Below are 20,562 nucleotides of genomic sequence, written 5' to 3'. Positions count from 1 at the left end.
GTCGTCAGCCTACGGGCGGGGCGGCGGGGGCAGCAGCGGTCGCCAGGCCCGTGGACGGTGACGCGGCCGGGGCCCGCCGTGCGGGGCGCAGCGGGCGCCAGGCCCGCTCCCCGAGCAGGAGCAGGGCGGACGGCAGGATCATCAGGCGGATGACAACGGCGTCCAGGAGGACCGCGACGGCCAGGCAGAAGCCCATCTGCTTCATCTCGGTGAGGTGCAGGAAGACGAAGGCGGCGAAGATCGTGACCATGACCAGGGCCGCGCTCGTCACCACCTTGGCCGAGCGGGCGATGCCGTCGAGCACCGCCTCGCGCGCCGTCGCCCCGTGGTCCAGGGCCTCCTTGATCCGGCTGACGACGAAGACCTGGTAGTCCATCGAGAGCCCGAAGAGCAGCACGAAGAGGAAGAGCGGCACCCGGGAGGCGATGGCGCCGAGCGAGTCGAAGCCGAGCAGTCCCTCCGCCCAACTGCCCTGGAAGACCAGGACGAGCGCGCCGAGCGCGGCGGCGGCGGAGAGCAGGTTCAGTCCGACGCCGAGCAGTCCGATGACCGTGGAGCGGAACGCTATCGCCGTCGTCGCGAAGGTCAGGAGCAGCAGGAGGCCGAGCACCAGTGGGAGTTGGCCACGCTCATGGCGCACATAGTCCTGCCCCCGGGCCACGTCCCCGCTGACCGCCGTGTCCGTTCCCGTCAGCGCGCCGACCGTCGCCGGGATGTAGCGGTCCCGGAGCCGGGTGAGCGAGTCGATGGCCTCGTCGGAGGGCGCCGGATGCGGGACGGGCAGGGCCAGCACGCTCGTCCGGCCGTCGGCCGAGGTCCGCACCACGGGCGCGGCGCCCCGGGCGAAGAGCGGATCGGCCTGGGCCCGCCGGCCCAGTTCGGTCAGGGCTTCCCTGACCTCGGTGGCACGGCCGGGCGCGTTGCGGGTGACGACCTCGTGCGTGACAAGCAGTTCGGGGAAGGCGGCGGTCAGCCGGTCGTACACCCGCATGGCCGGGATGGAGCGGGAGAAGGTGTCCTTGCCCGGGTCGATCAGCTTCATCCCCAGTGCGGGGGCGGCGACGGCCAGCATGACCAGGACGGAGACGCAGAGGGTGAGCGCGGGCCGCCGCCGGGCCGGGCGCAGCAGCGCCTCGAAGACGCGGCCGTTCTCCGGCCGTTCCTTCCCGCCGCGGACGGGCGCCCCGCGCCGCGGTCGGCGGGCGGCCTTCCGCGCGGCCCGCCGTTCGGCGCGGTGGCCGAGTTTCACGAGCAGCGCGGGCAGCACGGTCAGCGAACTGAGCACGGCGACCGCGACGACGAGGACGGTACCGGTGGCCAGCGAGGAGAAGATGACGTCGGTGGCCAGATAGAGGGTGGACGTGCAGACGATCACCGCGAGCCCGGAGACCAGCACCGCCCGGCCCGCCGTGGCCGAGGCCAGCTCCACCAGCGCCTCGGGCCCGAGCCTGCCGCCCGCCCGCGCCCGCTCCTCGCGCTCCCGCTTCAGGTAGAAGAGGGTGTAGTCGACGCCGACGGCCAGGCCCATGAGCAGGATCATGTTCGTCCCGACACCGGGGTCCGGCAGCAGGTGCGAGGCCAGCATGGACAGGCCCATGGCGGCGGCGATGGACGAGAGCGCCAGCAGCAGCGGCACCCCGGCCATGACGGCCGAGCCGAAGACGACGAGCAGGATGACGAGGGTCACCGGCAGGGACAGCCGCTCCGACAGCGCGAGGTCGTCGTCCCGTTGGTCGTTGACGCCCTTGCTGATGGCGGGCGATCCGGTCTCCTCGACGATCAGGTCCGGGTGGGCCTCGGCCACCCGGGCGGTCCGCTCCAGGAGCGGCACGACGTTCTCCTTCCCTTCCAGCTCGGGGCCGTTCAGGACGACCGTGACGCGCAGGGCGCTGCCGTCCTTCGCCCGGACCGGCGGTGCCACCTCGGCGACCTCGGGCAGGGCGGCCATGCGGGCGGTCAGATCGCGGGCCGCCTCGTCGGCCCGCGCGGTGTCCAGGGGGCCGGACCGGGACCGGATCAGGACGTGCTCGGTGGGGCGGCGCTGGAGGCCGGCCTCGGTGGCCATCGACTCGGCGTGCCCGGCCTCGCCGACCCAGAAGTCCTCCGTGGTCGCGGAGTTGCTCCCCGCGGCGATCCCTCCACCGAGGCAGAGCAGGACGAAGACGAACCAGCCGGTGATCGCGCGCCAGGGGTGCCTGGCGCTCCAACGTGCCATGCGCACGGGGCGAATTGTCATGCGTTCATGCTGGTCCGGGGCATGTCCCGCCCGGCAGCCCCGGCCGGTGGAACCCGGTGTCCACCGACCGGTGGACACGGGCCCGGGACCGGTGGGCACGAGCCCGGGGCATCCCCCGTACGGTCGGCGCGGTCCTGCGAGCGGGCCTCCGGCCTCCGGGGCCCGGTACGGCCGCGCCTCCCCTGCCGACGGCATGACCGGGGGTGGTGTCGCCGGGCCCGGGAGGCGCTGTGGGAGATGCTGGTGGGAGGTCCGGCCACCGCGCGGTCCGGTGCGGCGTCGCGGTGGGACGCCCGCTCCCCGAAGGACAACGCCCATGAGGTTGCCGCACGGTGTCGACGTCCCCGACGCCCTGATCGCGTCGTACACGAGGAACGGTGGTGACAGGGAACGGGCCTGGATCGCCCGGCTGCCCGAGCTGGTGGCGGAACTGCTCGACCGATGGGAACTGCGGCGCGACGGCGGCGTCGGGTCCGGCGAGGCCGCCCTGGTGGTACCGGTGCGCCGCAGGGACGGCAGCCGCGCCGCGCTCCGCCTCCAGATGCCCCGTGAGGAGACGACCGCCGCCCTGATCGGGCTGCGGGCGTGGAACGGCGACGGCATCGTGCGGCTGCTCGACCACGACCCGGAGAGCAGCGCCATGCTGCTGGAGCGCCTGGACGACTCACGCACGCTGGCTTCCGTCGAGGACGACGACGCGGCCATGAGCACCTTGGCCGGACTCATGGCCCGGCTGCACTCCGTCCCGGCGCCCGAGGGCCTGCGCGGCCTCGGTGACATCGCACGCGACATGCTGGCGTCCGTGCCGGGGGCCGTCGGCGCGCTGCCGGACCCCGAGGACCGGCGGCGGCTGCACGGCTGGGCGTCGGCGGTCGCCGAACTGGCCGGGGAGCCCGGCCACCGGATGCTGCACTGGGACCTGCACTACGGCAACGTACTCGCCGCCGCACGCGAGCCGTGGCTGGCCGTCGACCCCGAACCCCTCGTCGGTGACCCGGGCTTCGACCTGTGGCCGGCGCTGGACACCGGCTGGGAGAGGCTGCGCGCCACCGGAGACGCTCCCCGGGTGGTGCGTCGGCGCTTCGACCTGCTGACCGAGGCACTCGGGCTGGACCGCCGGCGCGCGGCCGGCTGGACCCTGGCCCGGCTGTTGCAGAACACGCTGTGGGACATCGAGGACGGGCGCACCGCCATCGACCCCTCCCAGACCGCCGTGGCCGAGGCGCTGCCCCGGCTCTGAGCCCATCGCCACCGGGCGTCCCACGCCACGGGGCCACCCCGCACGCCGGACCCCGCACGGCGAAGAGCCTCCGTGCCCCTCAGGAGCGGTGAAAGTCCTCCGTACCCCTCATATGCGGGCCGACAGACGGGCCTTGGCCTCCGGCCACTCCTCCGCGAGCAGCGAGAAGTAGACCGTGTCGCGCCAGGTGCCGTCCGGGCGGCGGCGGTGGCGGCGCAGGACGCCCTCGCGGCGGGCGCCGAGGCGGGCTATCGCCTGCTGGGAGCGGACGTTGAGATGGTCGGTCTTCAACTGGACGCGTCCCATGCCCAGTTCCTCGAAGGCGTGGGTGAGCAGGAGAATCTTCGTCTCGGTGTTGACCGCGGAGCGCCAGTGGGCGCGGCCGTACCAGGTGAAGCCGATCTCCAGGCGCTCGTCGGCCACATCGATGTCCATGAAGGTCGTCCAGCCGATCGCCCGGCCGCTCTCGCGGTGGATGACGGCGAGCGGGACGTACGCCCCGCGCCGGGCGTCCTCCAGCAGTCCGGCCATGACCTCGGCCAGCTCCTCGGGGGTGCGGGGTGTCGGTCGGCCCAGCCAGCGCCAGACCTCCTCGTCGTCGCCTCCGGCGGCGAAGAGGTCGTCGAGATGGTCGGGGGACAACGGCTCGATGCGGACATGGCGGCCGGTCAGGGTCACGGGAAGAGGCTGTGTCGCGGGCATACCGCCATGCTAGGCCATTCACACTAGACAGAACAAGGTTACGTACTAGTGCGAAACCGGAACGAGTGACGGCGGCCCGCTCCGGCCCGGCTCTCCGTCCCGCTCCGGCCCGCGCGGGGACTCCGCGTCCGCCGTGCCGGTGCGGGCCCGCCGGAGGGCCGCCGACTCCTCCCGGATCGCGGGCAGCGCCGCGTACAGCGCCTCGCCGGGGCAGTTGGTCTGGTAGGCGTCGCGGTGGCCGGAGATGACGTGGAGCACGGCCGTCTCGCCCTTGCCGTAGCGGCTCGCGTCGTTCGTCGAGACGAGCCGCACCGTGCCGCGCGGATCGGAGCCGGGCCGCAGCTTCCAGGCCGCGACCTCGGCCAGCGCCCGCACGAGGGCACGGGGCACCTTCGCCCCCTTCCCGTAGTCGCCCAGCACGGCCACGCCCACGCTGTCCGCGTTGAAGCCCGTGGTGTGCGCCCCCCGGACCGGGCGCGTGATGCCGCCGGCCCGGCCCTCGTAGATGGTTCCGCAGCGGTCGACGAGGAAGTTGTAGCCGATGTCGTCCCAGCCGTTGCCCTTGATGTGGGACTCCTCGACCGCGCGCAGCATCCGCGGCACGTCCGCGCAGTCGTAGGCGTTGGACTCCCCCGTGTGATGGATGAAGACCGCCCGCACCGCGCCCGTGTAGACCGCGTGCTCGCGCACCATGCCCTCGTCCGCGTGCCAGGCCGCCCGGGTGACGATCGCCGGCTGCGGGACCCCCGGGGCCCGTTCGTGCACCGGGGCGGCGGGCGCGGACGACACGAAGCGCACCGGGGCGTCCCGCAGCACCAGGAAAGCGAGCGGGAGGACCGCGGCGCCCAGCCATATCCGTTGATGGGGCCACATGACCTCCACCCTGCGGCCTCACCGCCCGGTGCGCAGAAAGCGTGGCCGATCGGGTGAAACCCCTGGTCGGGGACGCGCCCCGGGCTCGCGCACCAGGAACCGCGCCCCGGCGTACACGCACCGGGGCGCGGCCCGGAACGCGGCACCGCTCACCCCGGTACGCGGCGCCGCCCACCCCGCAGACCGGCCCCCGTGCCTCAGCAACCCCCGCCCCGCAGACCGCCCCCGCGCCTCAGCAGCCCCCGCCGCGCGGCAGCCGGTACGCCGAGTCCAGCCGGTATGTGCCGCCCTTCGGCACCGTCAGCCGGGTCCATTCGCCGTCCGGCCGCAGACAGGCCCGCGCGCCGTCCGTCCCGCGCGCCCGGAGCCACGGCGAATGGGCCACCCGGATCGTCACCGAACCGGCCTCGGGCACCCGCACCACCAGCTCCGCGTCGTCGCCGCGCACCACCTGCGCGGGGGCCTCGACCAGGGGCGTCGCGTCGTGGACCCGGTAGACGGTCCAGCCGGCGTCCCGCCACACCGGGGTCAGCCAGGGCTGTCCGGCCGCGACCAGCTCCGCCTCGGCCCGCGCCGGGCCGTCCGGCTTGCCGTGGTGGAGCACCACGAAGCCCACCGCCCAGCGGTCCAGCCAGGCCCGGTACGCCTGCGGCGAGAACGTCCCGTCGTAGAAGAGCCGGCCCCGTTCGACGTCCAGCTGCCGGTTCCAGCCGCGTGCCATGTTCACGTACGGGGCGAGGACCGCCGCCTCGCGGTGGTTGCGGGCCGGGACGACCTCGACGCGTCCCCGGTCGGCGCCCAGGCGGCGCAGTTCGGCCACCACGCCCTCGGTGTGCGCCGCCCAGACCGGCACCTTGCTGGACACCCTGAGGTCGCTCACGGTCTTGTTGAGAAGCCAGCCGCAGGACACCACCAGGGCCAGCGCCATCACCGCCGCCCGCCGCCGGGACCCCTCCCGGCGCAGCGCGCACGCCGCCGCCAGCAGCAGGGGCGGCGCGACCAGACCGAGCAGCCGCTCCACGTTCGTCCCGATGGGCGAGGCGACAAAGTAGGTGAGCACCACGCCCACGGCGTACACGACGGCGCCGTACCGCAGCAGCAGCCAGGAACGCCCCGCCGGGGCCGCAGCCGCCAGCACCGCGCACATCGCGAGCGGCATCCACACCCGGTTCCCGGGCATCGGCTGCTCGCCGTGGAACGGGAAGAGCAGCGACGTGGACCCGACCACCACGAAGAACGGCACGCTGAGGACCGCGCCCTTGCGCCACTGCCGGTCCAGCAGATACGCGGCCCCCGTGACCACCAGGAAAAGGCCGGAGACCGGGCTGGCCATCGTGGACAGCGCCCCGGCCGCCACGGCGACGAGCGCCCGCTCCGCGTACAGGCAGGCGACGAGCCCGATGGCGACGCCCAGGGTGAACGTGGTGCGTCCGGAGGCGACGTTGCACCACAGGGCGAACGCCCCGAACAGCGCGGGGAGCAGCGGCTGCGCCATGCCCCGGCGCTCGAAGAGGACGGCCAGCAGCCAGGTGCCCGCGAGCCCGGCGGCCACGGAGACCGCGCGGACGCCGGCGAACGCCATCAGATAGGAGGAGAAGACGCTGTAGTTGGCGGTGTGCGTCCCGCCGTACCAGGACAGGTTGTAGGCGGCGCCCGGATGCCGCGCGGTAAATCCCGACCAGGCCAGCTGGGCCGCGAGGTCGCCGCCGCCGGTGCCCAGGAACATCGCCCATACGGCGTACAGCGGAACCACCGCGGCCACGGCGGTCAGCGGGACCCGCTGCCGCCTCCACCAGGGCGGCCCCGCCACCGGGCCCGTCGCCGCCCCTCCGTCCCCACGGCGGGGCAGTGGCACCCGCACTCTGTCGTCGACTGTCGTCCGCAATTCCCCGCCGGCATACACGCGGGTCACCCTAGGGCCTCTGATCCACCGGGTACGCCCCGGCCGGACGCGGGCGATAATCTGGAGGGAGCGGGGACCGGGAACGGTCGCCGCGCGGCGGTGGGGCCCGCCGTATCCGAACCGCGGTCACCGCACCGCCAACGGTCCCTACTTGCGTACGTGCGCGCGCCCGCGTCCGGCGGTCGCCCCGGCAGGTAGGAGACGTGTGTCCGAGAAGACCAGGAACCCGCAGACCGCGGTCGTCGCGGTCGTCGCGCTGGGCGGCGCCGCGGGCGCGTGCGCCCGGTACGGGGCCTCGCTGCTGTGGCCGACCCCGGCGGGCGGCTTCCCGTGGACGACCCTCGTGGTCAACGTGACCGGCTGCGCGGTCATCGGGGTGTTCATGGTCGTGATCAGCGAGGCGTGGCCGGCCCACCGCCTGGTGCGGCCGTTCTTCGGTACGGGGGTGCTGGGCGGGTTCACCACGTTCTCGACGTACGCCGTGGACATCGAGCGGCTGGTCGACGGCGGCCGGGCGCGGACCGGCCTGGCCTATCTGGCCCTGACGCTGCTCGCGGCCCTCGCGGCGGTGTGGAGCGCGGTGTGGCTGACCCGCCGCGCGCTGGCGTGGAGGCAGGCATGAGCGCACCGGAGTCACACGCGGGTCTGCGGCTGACCGTCCTGGTCGCCGAGTCGGACACCTGGCACCACCGGCCGGTCTTCACGGAGATCGTGCACCGGGCGCACGCGGCGGGGCTGGCGGGCGCGAGCGTCTTCCGGGGCATCGAGGGCTTCGGCGCCTCCTCGATGATCCACACCCAGCGGCTGCTCTCGCTGAGCGAGGACCTGCCGGTGGCCGTGGTCGTCGTGGACACAGAAGAACGGATCCGGGCCTTCCTGCCCCGCATCGCCGAGCTGACCGGTGGCGGACCGGTCACCCTGGACGCCTGCGAGATCGTCCGGCCGCATCCCGCGCCGGGGCCGGGGCGGGACGCGGGGGAGCAGCGGTGAACTGGCTGCTCGTCATCGTCGGCGCGGCCGTCGGCGCTCCCCTGCGCTATCTGACGGACCGGGCCGTGCAGGCCCGGCACGACACGGTCTTCCCGTGGGGGACGTTCACGGTCAACGTCTGCGGCAGCCTGGTGCTGGGGCTGCTGACCGGCGCGGTGGCGGCCGGAGCCGCCTCCACGCACGTCCAGCTGCTGGTGGGCACGGGGCTCTGCGGGGCGCTGACCACGTATTCGACGTTCAGCTACGAGACGCTGCGGCTGGCCGAGGACGGGGCCCGGTTCTACGCCGCCGTCAACGCGGCGGCGAGCGTGGTCGCGGGCCTGGGCGCGGCCTTCGCCGGGGTCACCCTGGCCGACGCCGTGTGGGCCTGACCTTTCCGTCGGCCCTCCCGCCGTCGGCCTTCCCGTCGTCGGCCTTCCCGCCGTCGGCCTTCCCGCCGTCGGCTTTTCCGCCGTCGGCTTTTCCGGTCTTTCCGCTGTCGGTCTTCCCGCCGTCGGCCTCCCGTCCGGCCGGACGCGCCCCGGTGATCCGGCCCAGCTCGGCCCCGCCGGGGCGCACCTCCGCGATGTGCGGGGTGATGCCGGCCTCGGCCATCAGCCGGGCCACCTCCCGGCGCTGGGAGGGCATCACCAGGGTGACGACGCTGCCGGAGGCCCCGGCCCGCGCGGTGCGTCCGCCGCGGTGGAGGTATTCCTTGGCGTCGGTGGGCGGATCGACGTTGACGACGAGGTCGAGCGCGTCGATGTGGATGCCCCGGGCGGCGACGTCGGTGGCGAGGAGCACCGGCACCTGGCCGGTGCGGAACCGCTCCAGGGTGCGGTTGCGCTGCGGCTGGGACTTCCCGCCGTGCAGCGCCCCGGCCTCTATGCCCAGGGAGAGCAGGTGCCGTGCCAGTTCGTCCACGGCCTGCTTGGTCTCCAGGAACATGATCACGCGGCCCTCGCGCGTGGCGATCTCCGCCGTGGTGGCGTCCTTGTCGCCGGGCCGGACGTGGAGGACGTGGTGCTCCATCGTCGCCACGGTCGCGGCGGCCGGGTCGACGGAGTGCACGACGGGGTCGTGGAGATAGCGGCGGACCAGGGAGCCGACGTTGTGGTCCAGGGTGGCGGAGAACAGCATCCGCTGGCCCTCCGGGTGGACCTGGTCGAGCAGTGCGGTGACCTGCGGCATGAAGCCCAGGTCGGCCATCTGGTCGGCCTCGTCCAGGACCGTGACCATGACCCGGTCCAGGGCGCAGTCGCCGCGTTCGATCAGGTCCTTGAGGCGGCCCGGCGTGGCCACGACGACCTCGGTGCCGCCGCGCAGCGCCGCGCTCTGCCCGCCGAGGGACATGCCGCCGACGACGGTGGCCGTGCGCAGCTTCAGCGCGCGGGCGTACGGGGCGAGGGCGGCGGTGACCTGCTGGGCCAGTTCGCGGGTGGGGACGAGGACCAGGGCGAGCGGGCGGCGGGCGGCGGCGCGACGGCCCTCGGTACGGGCCAGCAGCGCCAGGCCGAAGGCGAGCGTCTTGCCCGAGCCGGTGCGGGCGCGGCCCAGGACGTCGCGGCCGGCGAGCGCGTCGGGCAGCGTGGCGCCCTGGACCGGAAAGGGGACGGTGAGGCCCTCGGCGTCGAGCGCGGCCAGCAGCGGGGCGGGCAGCAGCGGCAGATCGGCGAAGGAGTCCACGGCGGGCCTCGCCGGGGTGACGGTCTCCGGCAGGGTGAACTCGCCCTTCCGGGTGGCGGTGCGCCGGCCGCTTTCGGCGGTGGGCCGCACCGGGGCGCCGAATCGACGGCGGGCGCCGGGCTTGTCCTGACCCGGTGCGCGGAATCCCCCGGAACGGGACCGGCGGGGGCCGGCGCCCCGCGCCCGGAAATCCCGGTCGTCGGAACGGCCGGAACGGTCCTGGCGGCCCGAACGGTCGCGGCTCATGGGATGTCCTTCCTCGGCCGGACGGGTATCGGGGAATTCGATGCGCATTGCGGCACGGAAATCACTGGAACGGCCCTTCGGTATACGCGAACGGGCCGGGTCCCGCACCTGTGGTGCGGGACCCGGCCGTGAATGTCCACGCGGCGCCGGAGCGCCGGTGCCATCGGAATCACGCGGGGACGATGTTCTCCGCCTGCGGGCCCTTCTGGCCCTGCGTGACGTCGAAGACGACCTTCTGGCCCTCCTGCAGTTCCCGGTAGCCGGTGGCGTTGATGTTCGAGTAGTGGGCGAAGACGTCGGCGCCGCCGCCGTCCTGCTCGATGAAGCCGAAGCCCTTTTCCGCGTTGAACCACTTGACCGTGCCGCTGGCCATGTTTTTTCTCCTTCTGGGGCAGAGCCCGGGAACCCGCACCGTGCAGGTCCCACGTCGTCGCGATGATTACCCCGTCCGGAACAACGAACCGGAAAAATGCTCAAGCGCGCTCACCGGACCATTTCTCCGGGAGAAGCACCGATGTCATCGGGAACCACAACTGCAACTGACGTCCACGGTAGCACGGTGAATCCGAACAAGCGCGGCATGTAATTGCGACGGACCGGTCGGACCATCATTTCCGTCCGCGCCCCGGGGGAATTCGACGGAGGCGGCAAAGGACATTCGGCGGCGGGCGGCGGTCCGGCGGGCGCGGCCGGGCGGCGGTCCGGGGGCGCGTCCGGCGGTCCGGGGCCGGGCAGGGCATGGGGAGGCACGCGGGGACGCGCACCAAGGGCACTGACCAGCGGGTCAGTTGATGACTGCCTGACCAGGGGCCATAATGGAGAGGTAGCCCTTCACGCATCCCCCGTCGTGAAGGGCTACACCCCTGTGCGCGCGGGCCCTCTTCCCCCGGAGGAGCCCGCGCGTACGTCTTCATGGGCAAGGGACTCCCCTCGTGGTCCCCTGCCCATGTTTTTTCGAGTTAACAGTGACGTAGAGTGTTTGCGCAAGCCCGCTCCGAGCACCGGAGCGACATGCTCCACTTCATCCCCTTACGGCGCCCCCCTGGCCTCCCGGGCGGCGGACCGAACCCGCGGGTTGGTTACAGTACGAGCCCGTTGACCGAAACGAGCAGCGTGGACGGCCCGACGGGCGCCCGCGCGGTGGACGGGAACGTGGGGGACCGGATGGACAGCGGCGAGGAACGCGCGCCGGAGCTGCGGACGTTGCGGCAGAAGGTCGAGTACATGGTCGAGAAGACCTTTCCCGGCCGGAAGATCTCGGGCCGGGTCTTCGCCGACCTGGTCAAGGAGCGCGGCGGCTCCCTCTCCCACAGCTACTTCTCCAACATCCTGGCCGGCAAGGTGACCCAGCCCTCCGAGGAGATCCTCAAGGCGCTCGGCCTCGGCTTCGGGGTGGACTGGCGGTTCTTCAAGGAGGAGTCCGAGGTCGTGGACGACGTCGTCGCCGGCCTCCAGTTCCTCGCCAAACGGCGCACCGGGGAGATCAGCGGCATCGCCGGACGGGGCCTCGACGAGGACGGGCTGCCGCCCGAACTGCTCCAGTTCGCCCTGGACCTCCTCCAGGACGCCAAGGACCGGGAGACCCCGGGCACCGAAAGGCCCTAGGGTTCCGTCCATGCGTGAACTGAGGAGGGAGTGCGAGGCGGGGCTGGCAGGGCTGCCGATCCCCTTCCCCTTCACCGTCGAGGGGCTGGTGGCGAACATGGAGGAGGCCACCGGCCGCACCATCGTGCTCCAGGAGATGCCCGACCGGCTCGCCCGCGTCAACACCGCGTGCGGGCTGCGGCTGAAGGCCGGCGGGACCAGCTTCGTCCTCTACCGCCGGCGCCCGACCGCGTACCAGACCCAGCACGTCGTGCTGCACGAGCTGTGCCACGAGTGGTTCGACCACGGGGCCTCGCTGGACGCCGAGCAACTGCGGCGGCTGCTGCCGGTCTTCGACACCTCGCTGATCGCCCGGGTCGTCGGACCGGAGGCGGTGCTCGCGCCGGACGCGGTGCAGGCCCGCGCGCAGTACGACACCCACGACGAGCGCATGGCCGAACTCGGGGCCTCGCTCATCCCCCGGATGGCCCGGGACGTGACCAGCGACGACATGGTGGGACGGCTCGCCACCTCGCTCGCCCGGCCGGTCGCCCGCCGCCGCCGGGGGCTCTTCCGCCGGCCCTGACCCGCCGGCCCCTCCCCGTCCCCCACCCCAAGGACCCCTGCCGTGACCCCGCTCGACGCCGCCGGCTACCTCATAGCCGGTCTGATGACCGCCGTCGCCCTGTGGCGCATGCCGGCCGCCCTGTGGGGCGACGAGGAGGACCGGCGGCGCCGGGCGCTCTGGGGCTGCTACGCCGGATTCGCGGCGGCGCTCTGGACCAAGACCCGCGTCGTGCGCATCGGGCTCAACGACAGCCCGGTCACCGATCTGTCCGTCCTCATCAAGCACTACACCGCGACCGTCGCGATCCTCGCCATCCTCAGCTACATCGTGGCGATCTACGGGAGTTACGCGGACGCCGGGGCCATCCCCCGCCATGTGCGGTTCGCCCGGCTGATCCAGCAGGTCGCGGCGAAGGCGTCGGTGGCCACGCTCGTCCTGCTGACCGTCCTCTTCTTCACCGTCGTCGACCGCTCCGCCCCCTCGGACCGCTTCGTCGCCGACCACGCCGGCCAGTGGGGCGCGACGCTCTACATGACGGTCTTCTACCTCTACCTCGGTGCCGCGTCCGCCGTCTGCGCCTACCAGTGGGCGCTGGCCACCGGGAGCGCCCGGCGGCTCCATCTGCGGGTGGGGCTGGGGATGATGACGTTCGCGATGTTCATCGGCGTCGGCTACACCGTCAGCCGGACGCTGTTCCTGTGGATCAGCGTCGTGGACCGGCCCGGCGAGGCGTTCGCGCTGCGCTTCGACGAGATCACGGAGGCCGCCCAGCTCGTCCTGTTCGCGTTCTTCGCGGTCGGCGCCTCCGTGCCCGCCTGCCACAACGTCGCGCGCCGCGCGAAGCTCTGGCGGGCCCAGGCCCGGCTGCACCCCCTCTGGTCCGAGCTGATGACGGCCTTCCCCGAGCAGCCCTTCGAACCCCCGGCCCCGCTGCTGCGCGAGCTGACCCGGTTCGGGACCCCGGCCGATCTGCGGATCGACCGCTGGGCGGCGGACATCGCCGACGCGGTGGAGAAGCTGCGCCACTACGTGCCGGACGCACTGCTCCCGGCCGCCGAGGCCGCCGGCGGCGGGCCCGGTCCGACGGCCGACGCGCTCTGGATCCGGGCGGCGCTGGTGGCCCGGGGCGAGGGGGCGCCCGCCGGGCCGGCCGCCGCCGTCGCCGCGCAGCACGCCACCGACCAGGACGGCGAGATCGCCCGGCTCGTCCGGGTCGCCGCCGCCTTCCGCACCGTCACCGAGCAGGACGCCCGGCGGCTCCTGGAGTCCCCCGCGGCCGTCGAGGAGCACCCGGCATGACCACGACCAACGACAGCACCACCGGCGCCCCGGCCGAGCACCCCGTCGCGCGCACCGTGACCGATGTCTTCCAGCCCCGCAACGTCCTGCTGGGCGGGATGCTCGCCATCGGACTGGCCGCCGCGGGCGACTGGACCGGACTCCTCTGGGGGCTGCTCGGCGCGCTGTGCGCCGGGATCGTCCCGGCCGGATACATCGAGTGGGAACGCGGGCGCGGCACCTGGGGCGACCGCCATGTCGTCGACCGGACGAAGCGGGCCCCGATCTTCCTCGTCATCCTCGGCTCCATCGGCGCCGGTTCGGTCGTCATGGTGGCGGGCGGCGCCCCCTCCGGCATCCTCACGGCGATGCTCGCGCTGTGGGCGATGACCGTGGTGCTCCTGGCCGTGAACACCGTCTGGAAGATCTCGGTGGACGCCTCCGTCGCCTCGGCCTCGGTCGCGCTGCTGAGCGCGGTGCACTCGCCGTGGTGGCTGTTCGGGTACGCCATGACGGTGGCCGTGTGCTGGTCGCGGGTCGCCCTCGGCTACCACACGACCGCGCAGGTGACGGCAGGCGCGGCCCTGGGCGCGGCGACGGCGGGCGCGTTCCTGCTGCGGTGAGGGCGGGGGCGTTGCCCGCTGGACGAGGGCGGGGGCGTGAGGCCCGGAGTCGTGTCCCTTACGCGGTCGGGCCGGGAGCCGTGTCCCGATGTCCCGCGTCAGGCGGGGCGGCCCGGTCCGGTCAGGCGGGCCGGTCCGGCCGGGCGCGCGAGGCCAGGACCGCGATGTCGTCCTCGGCGCCGGGGCCGAAGCGGTCGAGCACCGCGTCCAGCAGCTCCTCCATGGCGCCGCTGGGCGGCAGCGTCAGCTCCGAGAGTCTGCGGACGGAGACGTCGATGTCCTCGTCGCGCCGCTCGACCAGACCGTCGGTGTACATGAACAGCACCGTTCCGGGCCCGCAGGCGATCGAGGTCGTACGGTAACCGCCGAAGCCGGTGCCGAGCGGCGGTCCGGCCGGTACGTCCGCGATCCGCGTGCCGCCGGGTCCGGGGTCGATGAACACCGGGGGCAGATGACCGGCGCTCGACACCTGGCACACCTGCCCGGCCCGGTCGACGAGGGCGAGCAGACAGGTGGCAGCCCGGTCGATCCCGGAGCGCTCCACCATCCGGTCCAGCTGCTCCAGGATGCGGTGCGGCGGCAACTGCTCGTCGGCCAGCAGCCGCAGCAGCGAGCGGTAGTGGCTCATGGCGACGGCCGCCTCGACGCCGTGTCCCATCACATCGCCCATGGCCTTGAGGTGGCGTCCGCCGGGCAGCGGGATGACGTCGAACCAGTCGCCGCCGACGAGGGCACCGCGGTCGGCCGGCAGATAGCGGGTGGCGATCTCGATGTGCGGGTGCGGCGGGCGCGGTTCGGAGAGCAGGGAGCGCTGGAGCTCCAGGGCGATGGTGTGTTCATGGGTGAAGCGGCGCGCGTGGTCGAGGCCGACGGCGGCCCGCCCGGCCAGCTCGCGGGCGACCAGCACGTCGTCCTCCGTGAAGACGGGCGAGTCCCCGGCCCTGACCAGGCCCAGCACACCGATCGGCTCGCCGCGCACGGAGAGCGGCACGACCACCGCCGAGTGCATGCCGAGGGCGCGGTAGGCGGCGATGCGGTCCGGGGAGGGGGCGGAGCGGCCGAGCTGGTCGTCGGTCGTGAGGTTTTCGAGAACGGGCCGGTTGGCCGCCAGACAGCGCGGTACGGCCGCGTCCTCCTGGTAGTCGACGTAGTCGCCGGTCGCGCCGAACCGCGCCAGCGCCCCGCGCAGCGCGGGCACCGCCGTGGCGGCGGCCCGCCTCAGCCTCACCAGGCCCGGGGGCGCGGGGCGCACCGGCGTGGCGACCTCCCGGGGGAAGACCTCGACGGTCGCGAGGTCGGCCAGCTCAGGGACGACCAGGTCGACCAGTTCGGCGCAGGTGGTGTCCATGTCGAGGCTGGTGCCGATCCTGCTGCCGGCGATGTCCAGCAGGGTCAGATGGCGGCGGGCCTGGGCCAGCCGGCGCTGTTCCTCGTCGGAGGCTTTGACCTCCAGGACGATCCCGGCCAGGCCGACGATCCGGCCGTCCACCTCCAGCCGGTGGTAGGCGCCGTGCCAGTAGCGCCGGTCGGTGCCGGAGGCGGCGGGCGTCCACCCGCTGGAGGTGATCTCGCGCGCCCGCCCGTCGGCCAGCACCGCGCGCATCAGGTCCTCCCGCACGTCGACCTCGGGCAGCACATCGGCGACCGTGCGGCCGAGGTGGGCGGCGGCCGGGAGGCCGTTGAGCCGTTCGAGGGCCGGGTTGACGTAGAGGAACCGCAGCCCCGTGTCCAGGACGCCCACCCCGGCCGTGGTGCCGTCGAGCAGCGCCGCCAGCGCCCCGGCGTCCAGGGGCGACGGCATGTCGGCGTGCGCTTCGGCCTGCAAGTCAACCTCCTGGGGCGGGGCACGGGACGCCCAGTCCGCCCGGTTCCCTATCGTGGGCCGCCCGCACCGCGCCCGCATCCCCAGGCGGTCCGGCGCGGCCCCCGTACGCCCGGCGCGCATCCTGTACGGAGCACCGGCCGCTCCGTCCACCAGCGCCGCACACCGAAGGGCACACCATGGCATCGTCACCGCACCTCGGCACCACGCTCCCCGACTTCACCCTGGCGGGAGGCGTCCTCGACGGGGACTCCTTCGTACGCCGCGACTACACGCTCTCCGGGGCGCGCGGCCGGGCTCTCGTGCTGGCCTTCTACCCGGGGGACAACACCGCCGTGTGCACCAAGCAGCTCTGCGCGTACTCCTCGGGTCTGGAGACCTTCGAGGGGCTGGACGCGGAGGTCTGGGGGATCAGTCCCCAGGGTGTGGACAGCCATGAGGCGTTCGCCCGCGCGCACGGGCTGCGGATGCCGCTGCTGGCCGATCCGGGGCGGGAGACCGCGCGGGCCTTCGGGGTCGCGGCGCCCGGGATCGGGGTGCGGCGCTCGGTGTTCCTGGTCGATCCCGAGGGGGTGCTGCGGTGGAAGCACGTGGCGCTGCTGGGGGCCACGTTCCAGTCGTTGGACACCCTGGCGACGCACGTGTCCGGCATCCGTAACAGCTAGAACACTGCCGGGACACGGCAGTGTCCGGCGCGCCGCCCGTATGGGACGATCCAGCCAGTTCGACGGATGCGCGGCGGGGGCCGCGGGGGCCGGGGAGGGGTGATCGGATGACCGTGTTCCTCGGTCTCGGTATCGCGGGGATCGCGCTGCTGGCCTTGTCCCTGGTCTTCGACGGAATCCTCGAAGGGCTCTTCGGGGGCCTGCTCGAAGGACTGTTCAGCGGGCTCGTCTCGCTGCCGGTGATCGCCGGGTTCCTCTCGATGCTCGGTTTCGGCGGTGCCATCGTGCTCGGCACGACCGGGGCCGGCACCGTCGTCGCGACCGCCGCCGGCGCGCTCGCCGGCCTGGTCGCGGCCTGGCTGACCTGGAAGTTCAGCCGGGCGCTGATGAGGGACCAGACCGATGCCACACCGCGTGAGTCGGACCTCGTCGGCACCTCGGGCTCCGTGGTCACGGCCATCCCGGCCGACGGGTACGGGGAGGTGCTGCTGCGGCTCGGGGGACAGCCCGTGAAGCTCTCGGCGAAGAGCCAGGTGCCGGTCGCACGCGGCGCCGAGGTCTGGGTCGAGGCGGCGCTCTCGACGACCTCGGTCGCCGTCCGCCCCGTCGAACGCCAGTAGTTCCGCCGGACGCCAGAAGGTCCGCCGGACGCCACACGACTGCCGTCCCCGTCGGGAGGCAGAGGGGGACCGCCTCATGAGTCCAGTTCTGATCGCCGTCGCCGGAGTCGTCGTACTCCTCGTCCTGATCGCGCTCGCCGTGATCACCCGCTACAAGGTCGCCGGGCCCAGCCAGGCGTTCATCATCACCGGCCGCCGCGGCAAGAAGTCCATCGATCCGGTGACCGGCCGGGCCAGCATCGACAACAGCGGCCAGAAGGTCGTGGTCGGCGGCGGCGTCTTCGTCGTCCCGTTCGTCCAGCAGAAGTTCACGCTCGACCTCTCCAGCCGGCACATCCCCGTCGCCGTACGCGGCGCCGTCACCCTGCGCGGGGTCAAGTCGAACCTCGAAGGCGTCGCCATCGTCAAGGTCGGCGGCAGCGAGGACGCCATCCGCGCCGCCGCGCAGCGCTTCCTCCAGCAGCAGCAGGGCATCGTCGGCTTCACCCAGGAAGTGCTCTCGGGCGCGCTGCGCGCCATCGTCGGCCGGATGTCGGTCGAGGACATCATCCGCGACCGCGCCGCCTTCGCGGCCCAGGTCGCCGAGGAGGCCGAGGCCAGCCTGTCCGGCCAGGGCCTGATCCTGGACGCCTTCCAGATCCAGGACATCACCACCGAGGGCTCCTACCTGGAGGACCTCGGCCGTCCGGAGGCCGCCCGCGCCAAGCAGGAGGCCGACATCGCCGAGGCGATCGCCCGGCGCGCTTCGGAGCAGGCCCGGCTGAAGGCCGCCGAGGAGATCGCCGTGGCCGAGCGGACCTTCTACCTCAAGCAGGCCGAGATCAAGGCCGAGACCGAGGCGGCCGCCGCCAAGGCCAACGCCGCGGGCCCGCTCGCCGAGGCCGCCCGCCAGCAGGAGGTCCTGGCCGAGCAGGAGAAGGTCGCCGAGCGGCAGGCCGCCCTGACCGACCGCGAACTCGACACCAAGGTCCGCAAGCCGGCCGACGCCGCCCGCTACCAGGCCGAGCAGGAGGCCGAGGCCCGCCGCATCGCCCAGGTCAAGGAGGCCGAGGCGGACGCCGAGCGCGCCCGGCTGACCGGTCAGGGCGAGAAGCTGCACCGCTCCGCGCTCGCCGAGGCGGTGCGCATCGAGGGCGAGTCCGAGGCCGCCGCGATCGCCGCGCGGGGTGCCGCCGAGGCCGAGGCCATGCAGAAGAAGGCCGACGCCTTCAAGCAGTACGGGGACGCGGCCGTCCTCCAGATGCTCGTCGAGGTGCTGCCTCAGGTCGTCGCCAAGGCGGCCGAGCCGATGAGCGCCATCGACAAGATGACGGTCATCTCGACGGACGGTGCCAGCCAGCTGTCGCGCACGGTCACCGAGAACGTCGCCCAGGGCATGGAACTGCTCAGCTCCACCACGGGCGTCGACCTGGGCGCCCTGCTGGTCAACCTCAAGGGGGCGAACGCGAAGCCGCCGGTCCCGGCCCAGCCGGAGACCGCCGAGCGGAACGGTGCCATCGAGATCAGCGACTGACCCCGGTCCCCAGCGGCTCCCGTGCCCGGCCGGTCCCGTACCGGCCGGGCACGGCCGTGTCCGAGGCCGGCCGTCTCCGCGCCCGGCCCGCTGACCGGCGGAACCCTCCGGATAAGGTAATGCGGATCTAAAGAGACGGCCAAGAACATCAGGCGTACCGCGCGCCCCTCGGGAGGAAGCCATGGGAACCCACCGCACCACGCTGCCCGGAGTCGGCGTCCAGTACGACTACACCACCGAGTCGGGGCAGCACATCTCCGTGGTCGTCCACCACGACGGGCGGCGGTTCATCGGCTTCTACGATCAGGACGACCCTGATTCGTGCCGCCTCTCCGTCCCCCTGACCCCACAGGAGGCGACCGGGCTCGCCCACCTCATCGACGCGGCGCCGATCGACGCCGTACGGACCGAGGGCATCGACCTGGTCACCGAGCACATCCCGCTCGGGACGCGGTCCCCGTACGGCGGCCGGCTGCTCGGGGAGACCCGGGCGCGCACCCGTACCGGGGCGTCGATCGTGGCGGTGCTGCGCACCCACAGCGCGCATCCGTCTCCCGGGCCGGACTTCCGGCTCGCCATCGGGGACACACTCGTCGCCGTCGGTACGCGCGAGGGTGTGGACACCCTCGCCGAGATCATCGCGGAGGGCTGACCGTGCACGACACGACCGCACTGCTGGTGGAGCTCGGCTCCGTCATCCTGGGGCTGGGCATCATCGGACGGTTCGCCGGCCGGATCGGCCTCTCCCCCATTCCGCTCTACCTGCTGGCCGGCCTCGCCTTCGGCGAGGGCGGCCTGCTGCCCCTCGGGGCCAGCGAGGAGTTCACCGCCGTGGGCGCCGAGATCGGCGTCATCCTCCTGCTCCTGCTCCTCGGCCTCGAATACAGCGCCTCCGAACTGGTCACCAGTCTGAAGACGCAGTACCCGTCGGGCGCCGTGGACTTCGTGCTCAACGCGACCCCGGGCGCGGTCGCCGCCCTGCTGCTGGGCTGGGGCCCGGTGGGCGCGGTGGCACTGGCCGGGGTCACCTGGATCTCCTCCTCCGGCGTCATCGCCAAGGTCCTCGCGGACCTGGGCCGCCTCGGCAACCGGGAGACGCCCGTCATCCTCGGGGTGCTGGTCATCGAGGACCTGTCGATGGCCGTCTATCTGCCGCTCCTCACCGCGATGCTCGCGGGCGTCGGCCTGGCGGGCGGCAGCCTCGCGCTCCTCGTGGCGCTCGGCACGGTCGGCCTCGTCCTCTATCTGGCGCTGCGGCACGGCCGGCTGATCAGCCGCGCGGTCTCCTCCGACAATCCGGAGATGCTGCTCCTCGTGGTCCTCGGACTGACCGTCCTGGTCGCCGGGGTCGCCCAGCAGCTCCAGGTCTCGGCCGCCGTCGGCGCGTTCCTCGTCGGCATCGCGCTCTCCGGCGAGGTCGCCGAGGGCGCGCGCAAGCTGCTGACCCCACTGCGGGACCTGTTCGCCGCCGTCTTCTTCGTGTTCTTCGGGCTCTCCACCAATCCGGCCGAGATCCCGCCGGTGCTGCTGCCGGCCGCGCTGCTGGCCGTCGTCACCGTCTTCACCAAGATCGGCACCGGTTGGTACGCGGCCCGGCGGGCCGGGATCGGATCGCGCGGGCGCTGGCGGGCCGGCGGCACGCTCGTCGCCCGGGGCGAGTTCTCCATCGTCATCGCCGGTCTGGCCGTGGCGACCGAGCCCCGTATCGGGCCCATCGCCACCGCGTACGTGCTGATCCTGGTCATCGTCGGCCCGCTCACCGCGCGCTGGACGCAGCCGGTCGTGGAGATGATCCAGAAGCGGCGCGGCACGGCGTCCGCGCCGGCCGCGGGGCCGGATGCGCAGGCCCCGGACTCGGCCGCTCAGGTTCCGTCGTCAGGTGCGGACGCAGCCGTTCCGGCTCCCGCCGCGACGGCGGACCAGGAGCAGGAGCAGGAGCTGGCCGGGTCGAAGGACGGTTCCTGACACACTCGCGCGCCGGGGCCGCGTCGCTCCGGGCTGCGTGGCCCCGACCCGCCCGGCTCCGGTCAGGCC

At 73.4% G+C, this 20,562-nt stretch carries 20 protein-coding genes; 13 read left to right on the top strand and 7 right to left on the bottom strand.

The window, feature by feature from the left end; translation table 11 throughout:
* Positions 1-4 precede the first annotated feature (4 nt).
* Entirely contained in the window at positions 5-2,215 is a 2,211-nt protein-coding gene (locus ACWCXC_RS03430; RefSeq protein WP_450886307.1) for an MMPL family transporter, read from the bottom strand.
* A gap of 337 nt (positions 2,216-2,552) precedes the next feature.
* Here ACWCXC_RS03430 and ACWCXC_RS03425 point away from each other — a divergent pair, with 337 nt between their 5' ends.
* Positions 2,553-3,476, top strand: coding sequence for an aminoglycoside phosphotransferase family protein (locus ACWCXC_RS03425; protein ID WP_450886305.1), 924 nt, complete (start codon positions 2,553-2,555; stop codon positions 3,474-3,476).
* A 108-nt stretch (positions 3,477-3,584) separates the two neighbouring features.
* Here ACWCXC_RS03425 and ACWCXC_RS03420 read toward each other — a convergent pair whose 3' ends face one another.
* The 3 genes from ACWCXC_RS03420 to ACWCXC_RS03410 all read right to left on the bottom strand — a co-directional run bounded on the left by ACWCXC_RS03420 (position 3,585) and on the right by ACWCXC_RS03410 (position 6,777).
* Positions 3,585-4,178 carry a GNAT family N-acetyltransferase gene (locus tag ACWCXC_RS03420; RefSeq protein WP_450681433.1) on the bottom strand — a complete coding sequence of 198 codons (594 nt, stop codon included), beginning with the start codon at positions 4,176-4,178 and terminating at the stop codon, positions 3,585-3,587.
* Between the two features lie 45 nt (positions 4,179-4,223).
* Positions 4,224-5,051, bottom strand: coding sequence for a peptidoglycan recognition protein family protein (locus tag ACWCXC_RS03415; protein WP_450886303.1), 828 nt, complete (start codon positions 5,049-5,051; stop codon positions 4,224-4,226).
* Between the two features lie 232 nt (positions 5,052-5,283).
* Positions 5,284-6,777: a hypothetical protein gene (locus ACWCXC_RS03410; protein WP_450681465.1), complete on the bottom strand. Its 1,494-nt coding sequence runs from the start codon at positions 6,775-6,777 to the stop codon at positions 5,284-5,286.
* 382 nt (positions 6,778-7,159) lie between these two features.
* On the opposite strand from ACWCXC_RS03410, the gene crcB (ACWCXC_RS03405) reads away from it, so the two are divergent.
* The 3 genes from crcB (ACWCXC_RS03405) to crcB (ACWCXC_RS03395) are packed head-to-tail and all read left to right on the top strand — an operon-like array spanning position 7,160 to position 8,315.
* Positions 7,160-7,576, top strand: coding sequence for a fluoride efflux transporter CrcB (gene crcB / locus ACWCXC_RS03405; RefSeq protein ID WP_450681431.1), 417 nt, complete (start codon positions 7,160-7,162; stop codon positions 7,574-7,576).
* Positions 7,573-7,944: a DUF190 domain-containing protein gene (locus ACWCXC_RS03400; RefSeq protein ID WP_450681430.1), complete on the top strand. Its 372-nt coding sequence runs from the start codon at positions 7,573-7,575 to the stop codon at positions 7,942-7,944. Before crcB (ACWCXC_RS03405) ends, ACWCXC_RS03400 begins: the two co-directional genes overlap by 4 nt.
* Positions 7,941-8,315: a fluoride efflux transporter CrcB gene (crcB, locus tag ACWCXC_RS03395; RefSeq protein ID WP_450681429.1), complete on the top strand. Its 375-nt coding sequence runs from the start codon at positions 7,941-7,943 to the stop codon at positions 8,313-8,315. Before ACWCXC_RS03400 ends, crcB (ACWCXC_RS03395) begins: the two co-directional genes overlap by 4 nt.
* On the opposite strand, the gene ACWCXC_RS03390 is transcribed toward crcB (ACWCXC_RS03395), so the two are convergent.
* Positions 8,287-9,855: a DEAD/DEAH box helicase gene (locus tag ACWCXC_RS03390; protein ID WP_450681428.1), complete on the bottom strand. Its 1,569-nt coding sequence runs from the start codon at positions 9,853-9,855 to the stop codon at positions 8,287-8,289. The two genes, crcB (ACWCXC_RS03395) and ACWCXC_RS03390, sit on opposite strands and share 29 nt — an antisense overlap.
* 169 nt (positions 9,856-10,024) lie before the next feature.
* The gene (locus ACWCXC_RS03385; RefSeq protein WP_450681427.1) at positions 10,025-10,228 is read right to left on the bottom strand and encodes a cold-shock protein; all 204 of its coding nucleotides are present in this window, start codon (positions 10,226-10,228) and stop codon (positions 10,025-10,027) included.
* Positions 10,229-11,019: 791 nt separating this feature from the next.
* Here ACWCXC_RS03385 and ACWCXC_RS03380 point away from each other — a divergent pair.
* From ACWCXC_RS03380 to ACWCXC_RS03365, 4 genes are read left to right on the top strand one after another with little or no spacing between them, the layout of a single operon-like run.
* Positions 11,020-11,460 carry a hypothetical protein gene (locus ACWCXC_RS03380; RefSeq protein WP_450681464.1) on the top strand — a complete coding sequence of 147 codons (441 nt, stop codon included), beginning with the start codon at positions 11,020-11,022 and terminating at the stop codon, positions 11,458-11,460.
* 10 nt (positions 11,461-11,470) lie between these two features.
* Positions 11,471-12,025 (top strand): toxin, encoded by a 555-nt coding sequence (locus tag ACWCXC_RS03375; protein ID WP_450681426.1) that lies wholly within the window; start codon positions 11,471-11,473, stop codon positions 12,023-12,025.
* Between the two features lie 42 nt (positions 12,026-12,067).
* Positions 12,068-13,306, top strand: coding sequence for an MAB_1171c family putative transporter (locus ACWCXC_RS03370; RefSeq protein WP_450681425.1), 1,239 nt, complete (start codon positions 12,068-12,070; stop codon positions 13,304-13,306).
* Positions 13,303-13,908, top strand: coding sequence for a hypothetical protein (locus ACWCXC_RS03365; protein WP_450886299.1), 606 nt, complete (start codon positions 13,303-13,305; stop codon positions 13,906-13,908). Before ACWCXC_RS03370 ends, ACWCXC_RS03365 begins: the two co-directional genes overlap by 4 nt.
* A gap of 121 nt (positions 13,909-14,029) precedes the next feature.
* Here the strand turns inward: ACWCXC_RS03365 and ACWCXC_RS03360 are convergent, their stop codons facing one another.
* Positions 14,030-15,709 carry a SpoIIE family protein phosphatase gene (locus ACWCXC_RS03360; protein ID WP_450681463.1) on the bottom strand — a complete coding sequence of 560 codons (1,680 nt, stop codon included), beginning with the start codon at positions 15,707-15,709 and terminating at the stop codon, positions 14,030-14,032.
* Between the two features lie 200 nt (positions 15,710-15,909).
* Here ACWCXC_RS03360 and ACWCXC_RS03355 point away from each other — a divergent pair, with 200 nt between their 5' ends.
* The 5 genes from ACWCXC_RS03355 to ACWCXC_RS03335 all read left to right on the top strand — a co-directional run bounded on the left by ACWCXC_RS03355 (position 15,910) and on the right by ACWCXC_RS03335 (position 20,493).
* On the top strand, positions 15,910-16,395 hold the full coding sequence (locus tag ACWCXC_RS03355; protein WP_450681423.1) for a peroxiredoxin: 486 nt from the start codon (positions 15,910-15,912) through the stop codon (positions 16,393-16,395).
* A gap of 107 nt (positions 16,396-16,502) precedes the next feature.
* Positions 16,503-17,015, top strand: coding sequence for a hypothetical protein (locus tag ACWCXC_RS03350; RefSeq protein ID WP_450681422.1), 513 nt, complete (start codon positions 16,503-16,505; stop codon positions 17,013-17,015).
* 76 nt (positions 17,016-17,091) lie between these two features.
* Entirely contained in the window at positions 17,092-18,528 is a 1,437-nt protein-coding gene (locus ACWCXC_RS03345) for an SPFH domain-containing protein (RefSeq protein WP_450886296.1), read from the top strand.
* 181 nt (positions 18,529-18,709) lie between these two features.
* Positions 18,710-19,180 (top strand): cation:proton antiporter regulatory subunit, encoded by a 471-nt coding sequence (locus ACWCXC_RS03340; RefSeq protein WP_450681420.1) that lies wholly within the window; start codon positions 18,710-18,712, stop codon positions 19,178-19,180.
* A gap of 2 nt (positions 19,181-19,182) precedes the next feature.
* Positions 19,183-20,493, top strand: coding sequence for a cation:proton antiporter (locus ACWCXC_RS03335; RefSeq protein ID WP_450681419.1), 1,311 nt, complete (start codon positions 19,183-19,185; stop codon positions 20,491-20,493).
* The last annotated feature ends 69 nt before the right edge of the window (positions 20,494-20,562 follow it).

Source organism: Streptomyces sp. NPDC001515, assembly GCF_053597115.1.
This window is presented reverse-complemented; position numbering and strand designations above follow the sequence as displayed.

What these genes read in the sequence shown, in the direction of transcription:
- ACWCXC_RS03430 (WP_450886307.1), bottom strand. Translation starts at nt 2,215, where the DNA reads ATGGCACGTTGGAGCGCCAGGCACCCCTGGCGCGCGATCACCGGCTGG.
- ACWCXC_RS03425 (WP_450886305.1), top strand. Translation starts at nt 2,553, where the DNA reads ATGAGGTTGCCGCACGGTGTCGACGTCCCCGACGCCCTGATCGCGTCG.
- ACWCXC_RS03420 (WP_450681433.1), bottom strand. Translation starts at nt 4,178, where the DNA reads ATGCCCGCGACACAGCCTCTTCCCGTGACCCTGACCGGCCGCCATGTC.
- ACWCXC_RS03415 (WP_450886303.1), bottom strand. Translation starts at nt 5,051, where the DNA reads ATGTGGCCCCATCAACGGATATGGCTGGGCGCCGCGGTCCTCCCGCTC.
- ACWCXC_RS03410 (WP_450681465.1), bottom strand. Translation starts at nt 6,777, where the DNA reads ATGTTCCTGGGCACCGGCGGCGGCGACCTCGCGGCCCAGCTGGCCTGG.
- ACWCXC_RS03400 (WP_450681430.1), top strand. Translation starts at nt 7,573, where the DNA reads ATGAGCGCACCGGAGTCACACGCGGGTCTGCGGCTGACCGTCCTGGTC.
- ACWCXC_RS03390 (WP_450681428.1), bottom strand. Translation starts at nt 9,855, where the DNA reads ATGAGCCGCGACCGTTCGGGCCGCCAGGACCGTTCCGGCCGTTCCGAC.
- ACWCXC_RS03385 (WP_450681427.1), bottom strand. Translation starts at nt 10,228, where the DNA reads ATGGCCAGCGGCACGGTCAAGTGGTTCAACGCGGAAAAGGGCTTCGGC.
- ACWCXC_RS03380 (WP_450681464.1), top strand. Translation starts at nt 11,020, where the DNA reads ATGGACAGCGGCGAGGAACGCGCGCCGGAGCTGCGGACGTTGCGGCAG.
- ACWCXC_RS03375 (WP_450681426.1), top strand. Translation starts at nt 11,471, where the DNA reads ATGCGTGAACTGAGGAGGGAGTGCGAGGCGGGGCTGGCAGGGCTGCCG.
- ACWCXC_RS03365 (WP_450886299.1), top strand. Translation starts at nt 13,303, where the DNA reads ATGACCACGACCAACGACAGCACCACCGGCGCCCCGGCCGAGCACCCC.
- ACWCXC_RS03360 (WP_450681463.1), bottom strand. Translation starts at nt 15,709, where the DNA reads ATGCCGTCGCCCCTGGACGCCGGGGCGCTGGCGGCGCTGCTCGACGGC.
- ACWCXC_RS03355 (WP_450681423.1), top strand. Translation starts at nt 15,910, where the DNA reads ATGGCATCGTCACCGCACCTCGGCACCACGCTCCCCGACTTCACCCTG.
- ACWCXC_RS03350 (WP_450681422.1), top strand. Translation starts at nt 16,503, where the DNA reads ATGACCGTGTTCCTCGGTCTCGGTATCGCGGGGATCGCGCTGCTGGCC.
- ACWCXC_RS03345 (WP_450886296.1), top strand. Translation starts at nt 17,092, where the DNA reads ATGAGTCCAGTTCTGATCGCCGTCGCCGGAGTCGTCGTACTCCTCGTC.
- ACWCXC_RS03340 (WP_450681420.1), top strand. Translation starts at nt 18,710, where the DNA reads ATGGGAACCCACCGCACCACGCTGCCCGGAGTCGGCGTCCAGTACGAC.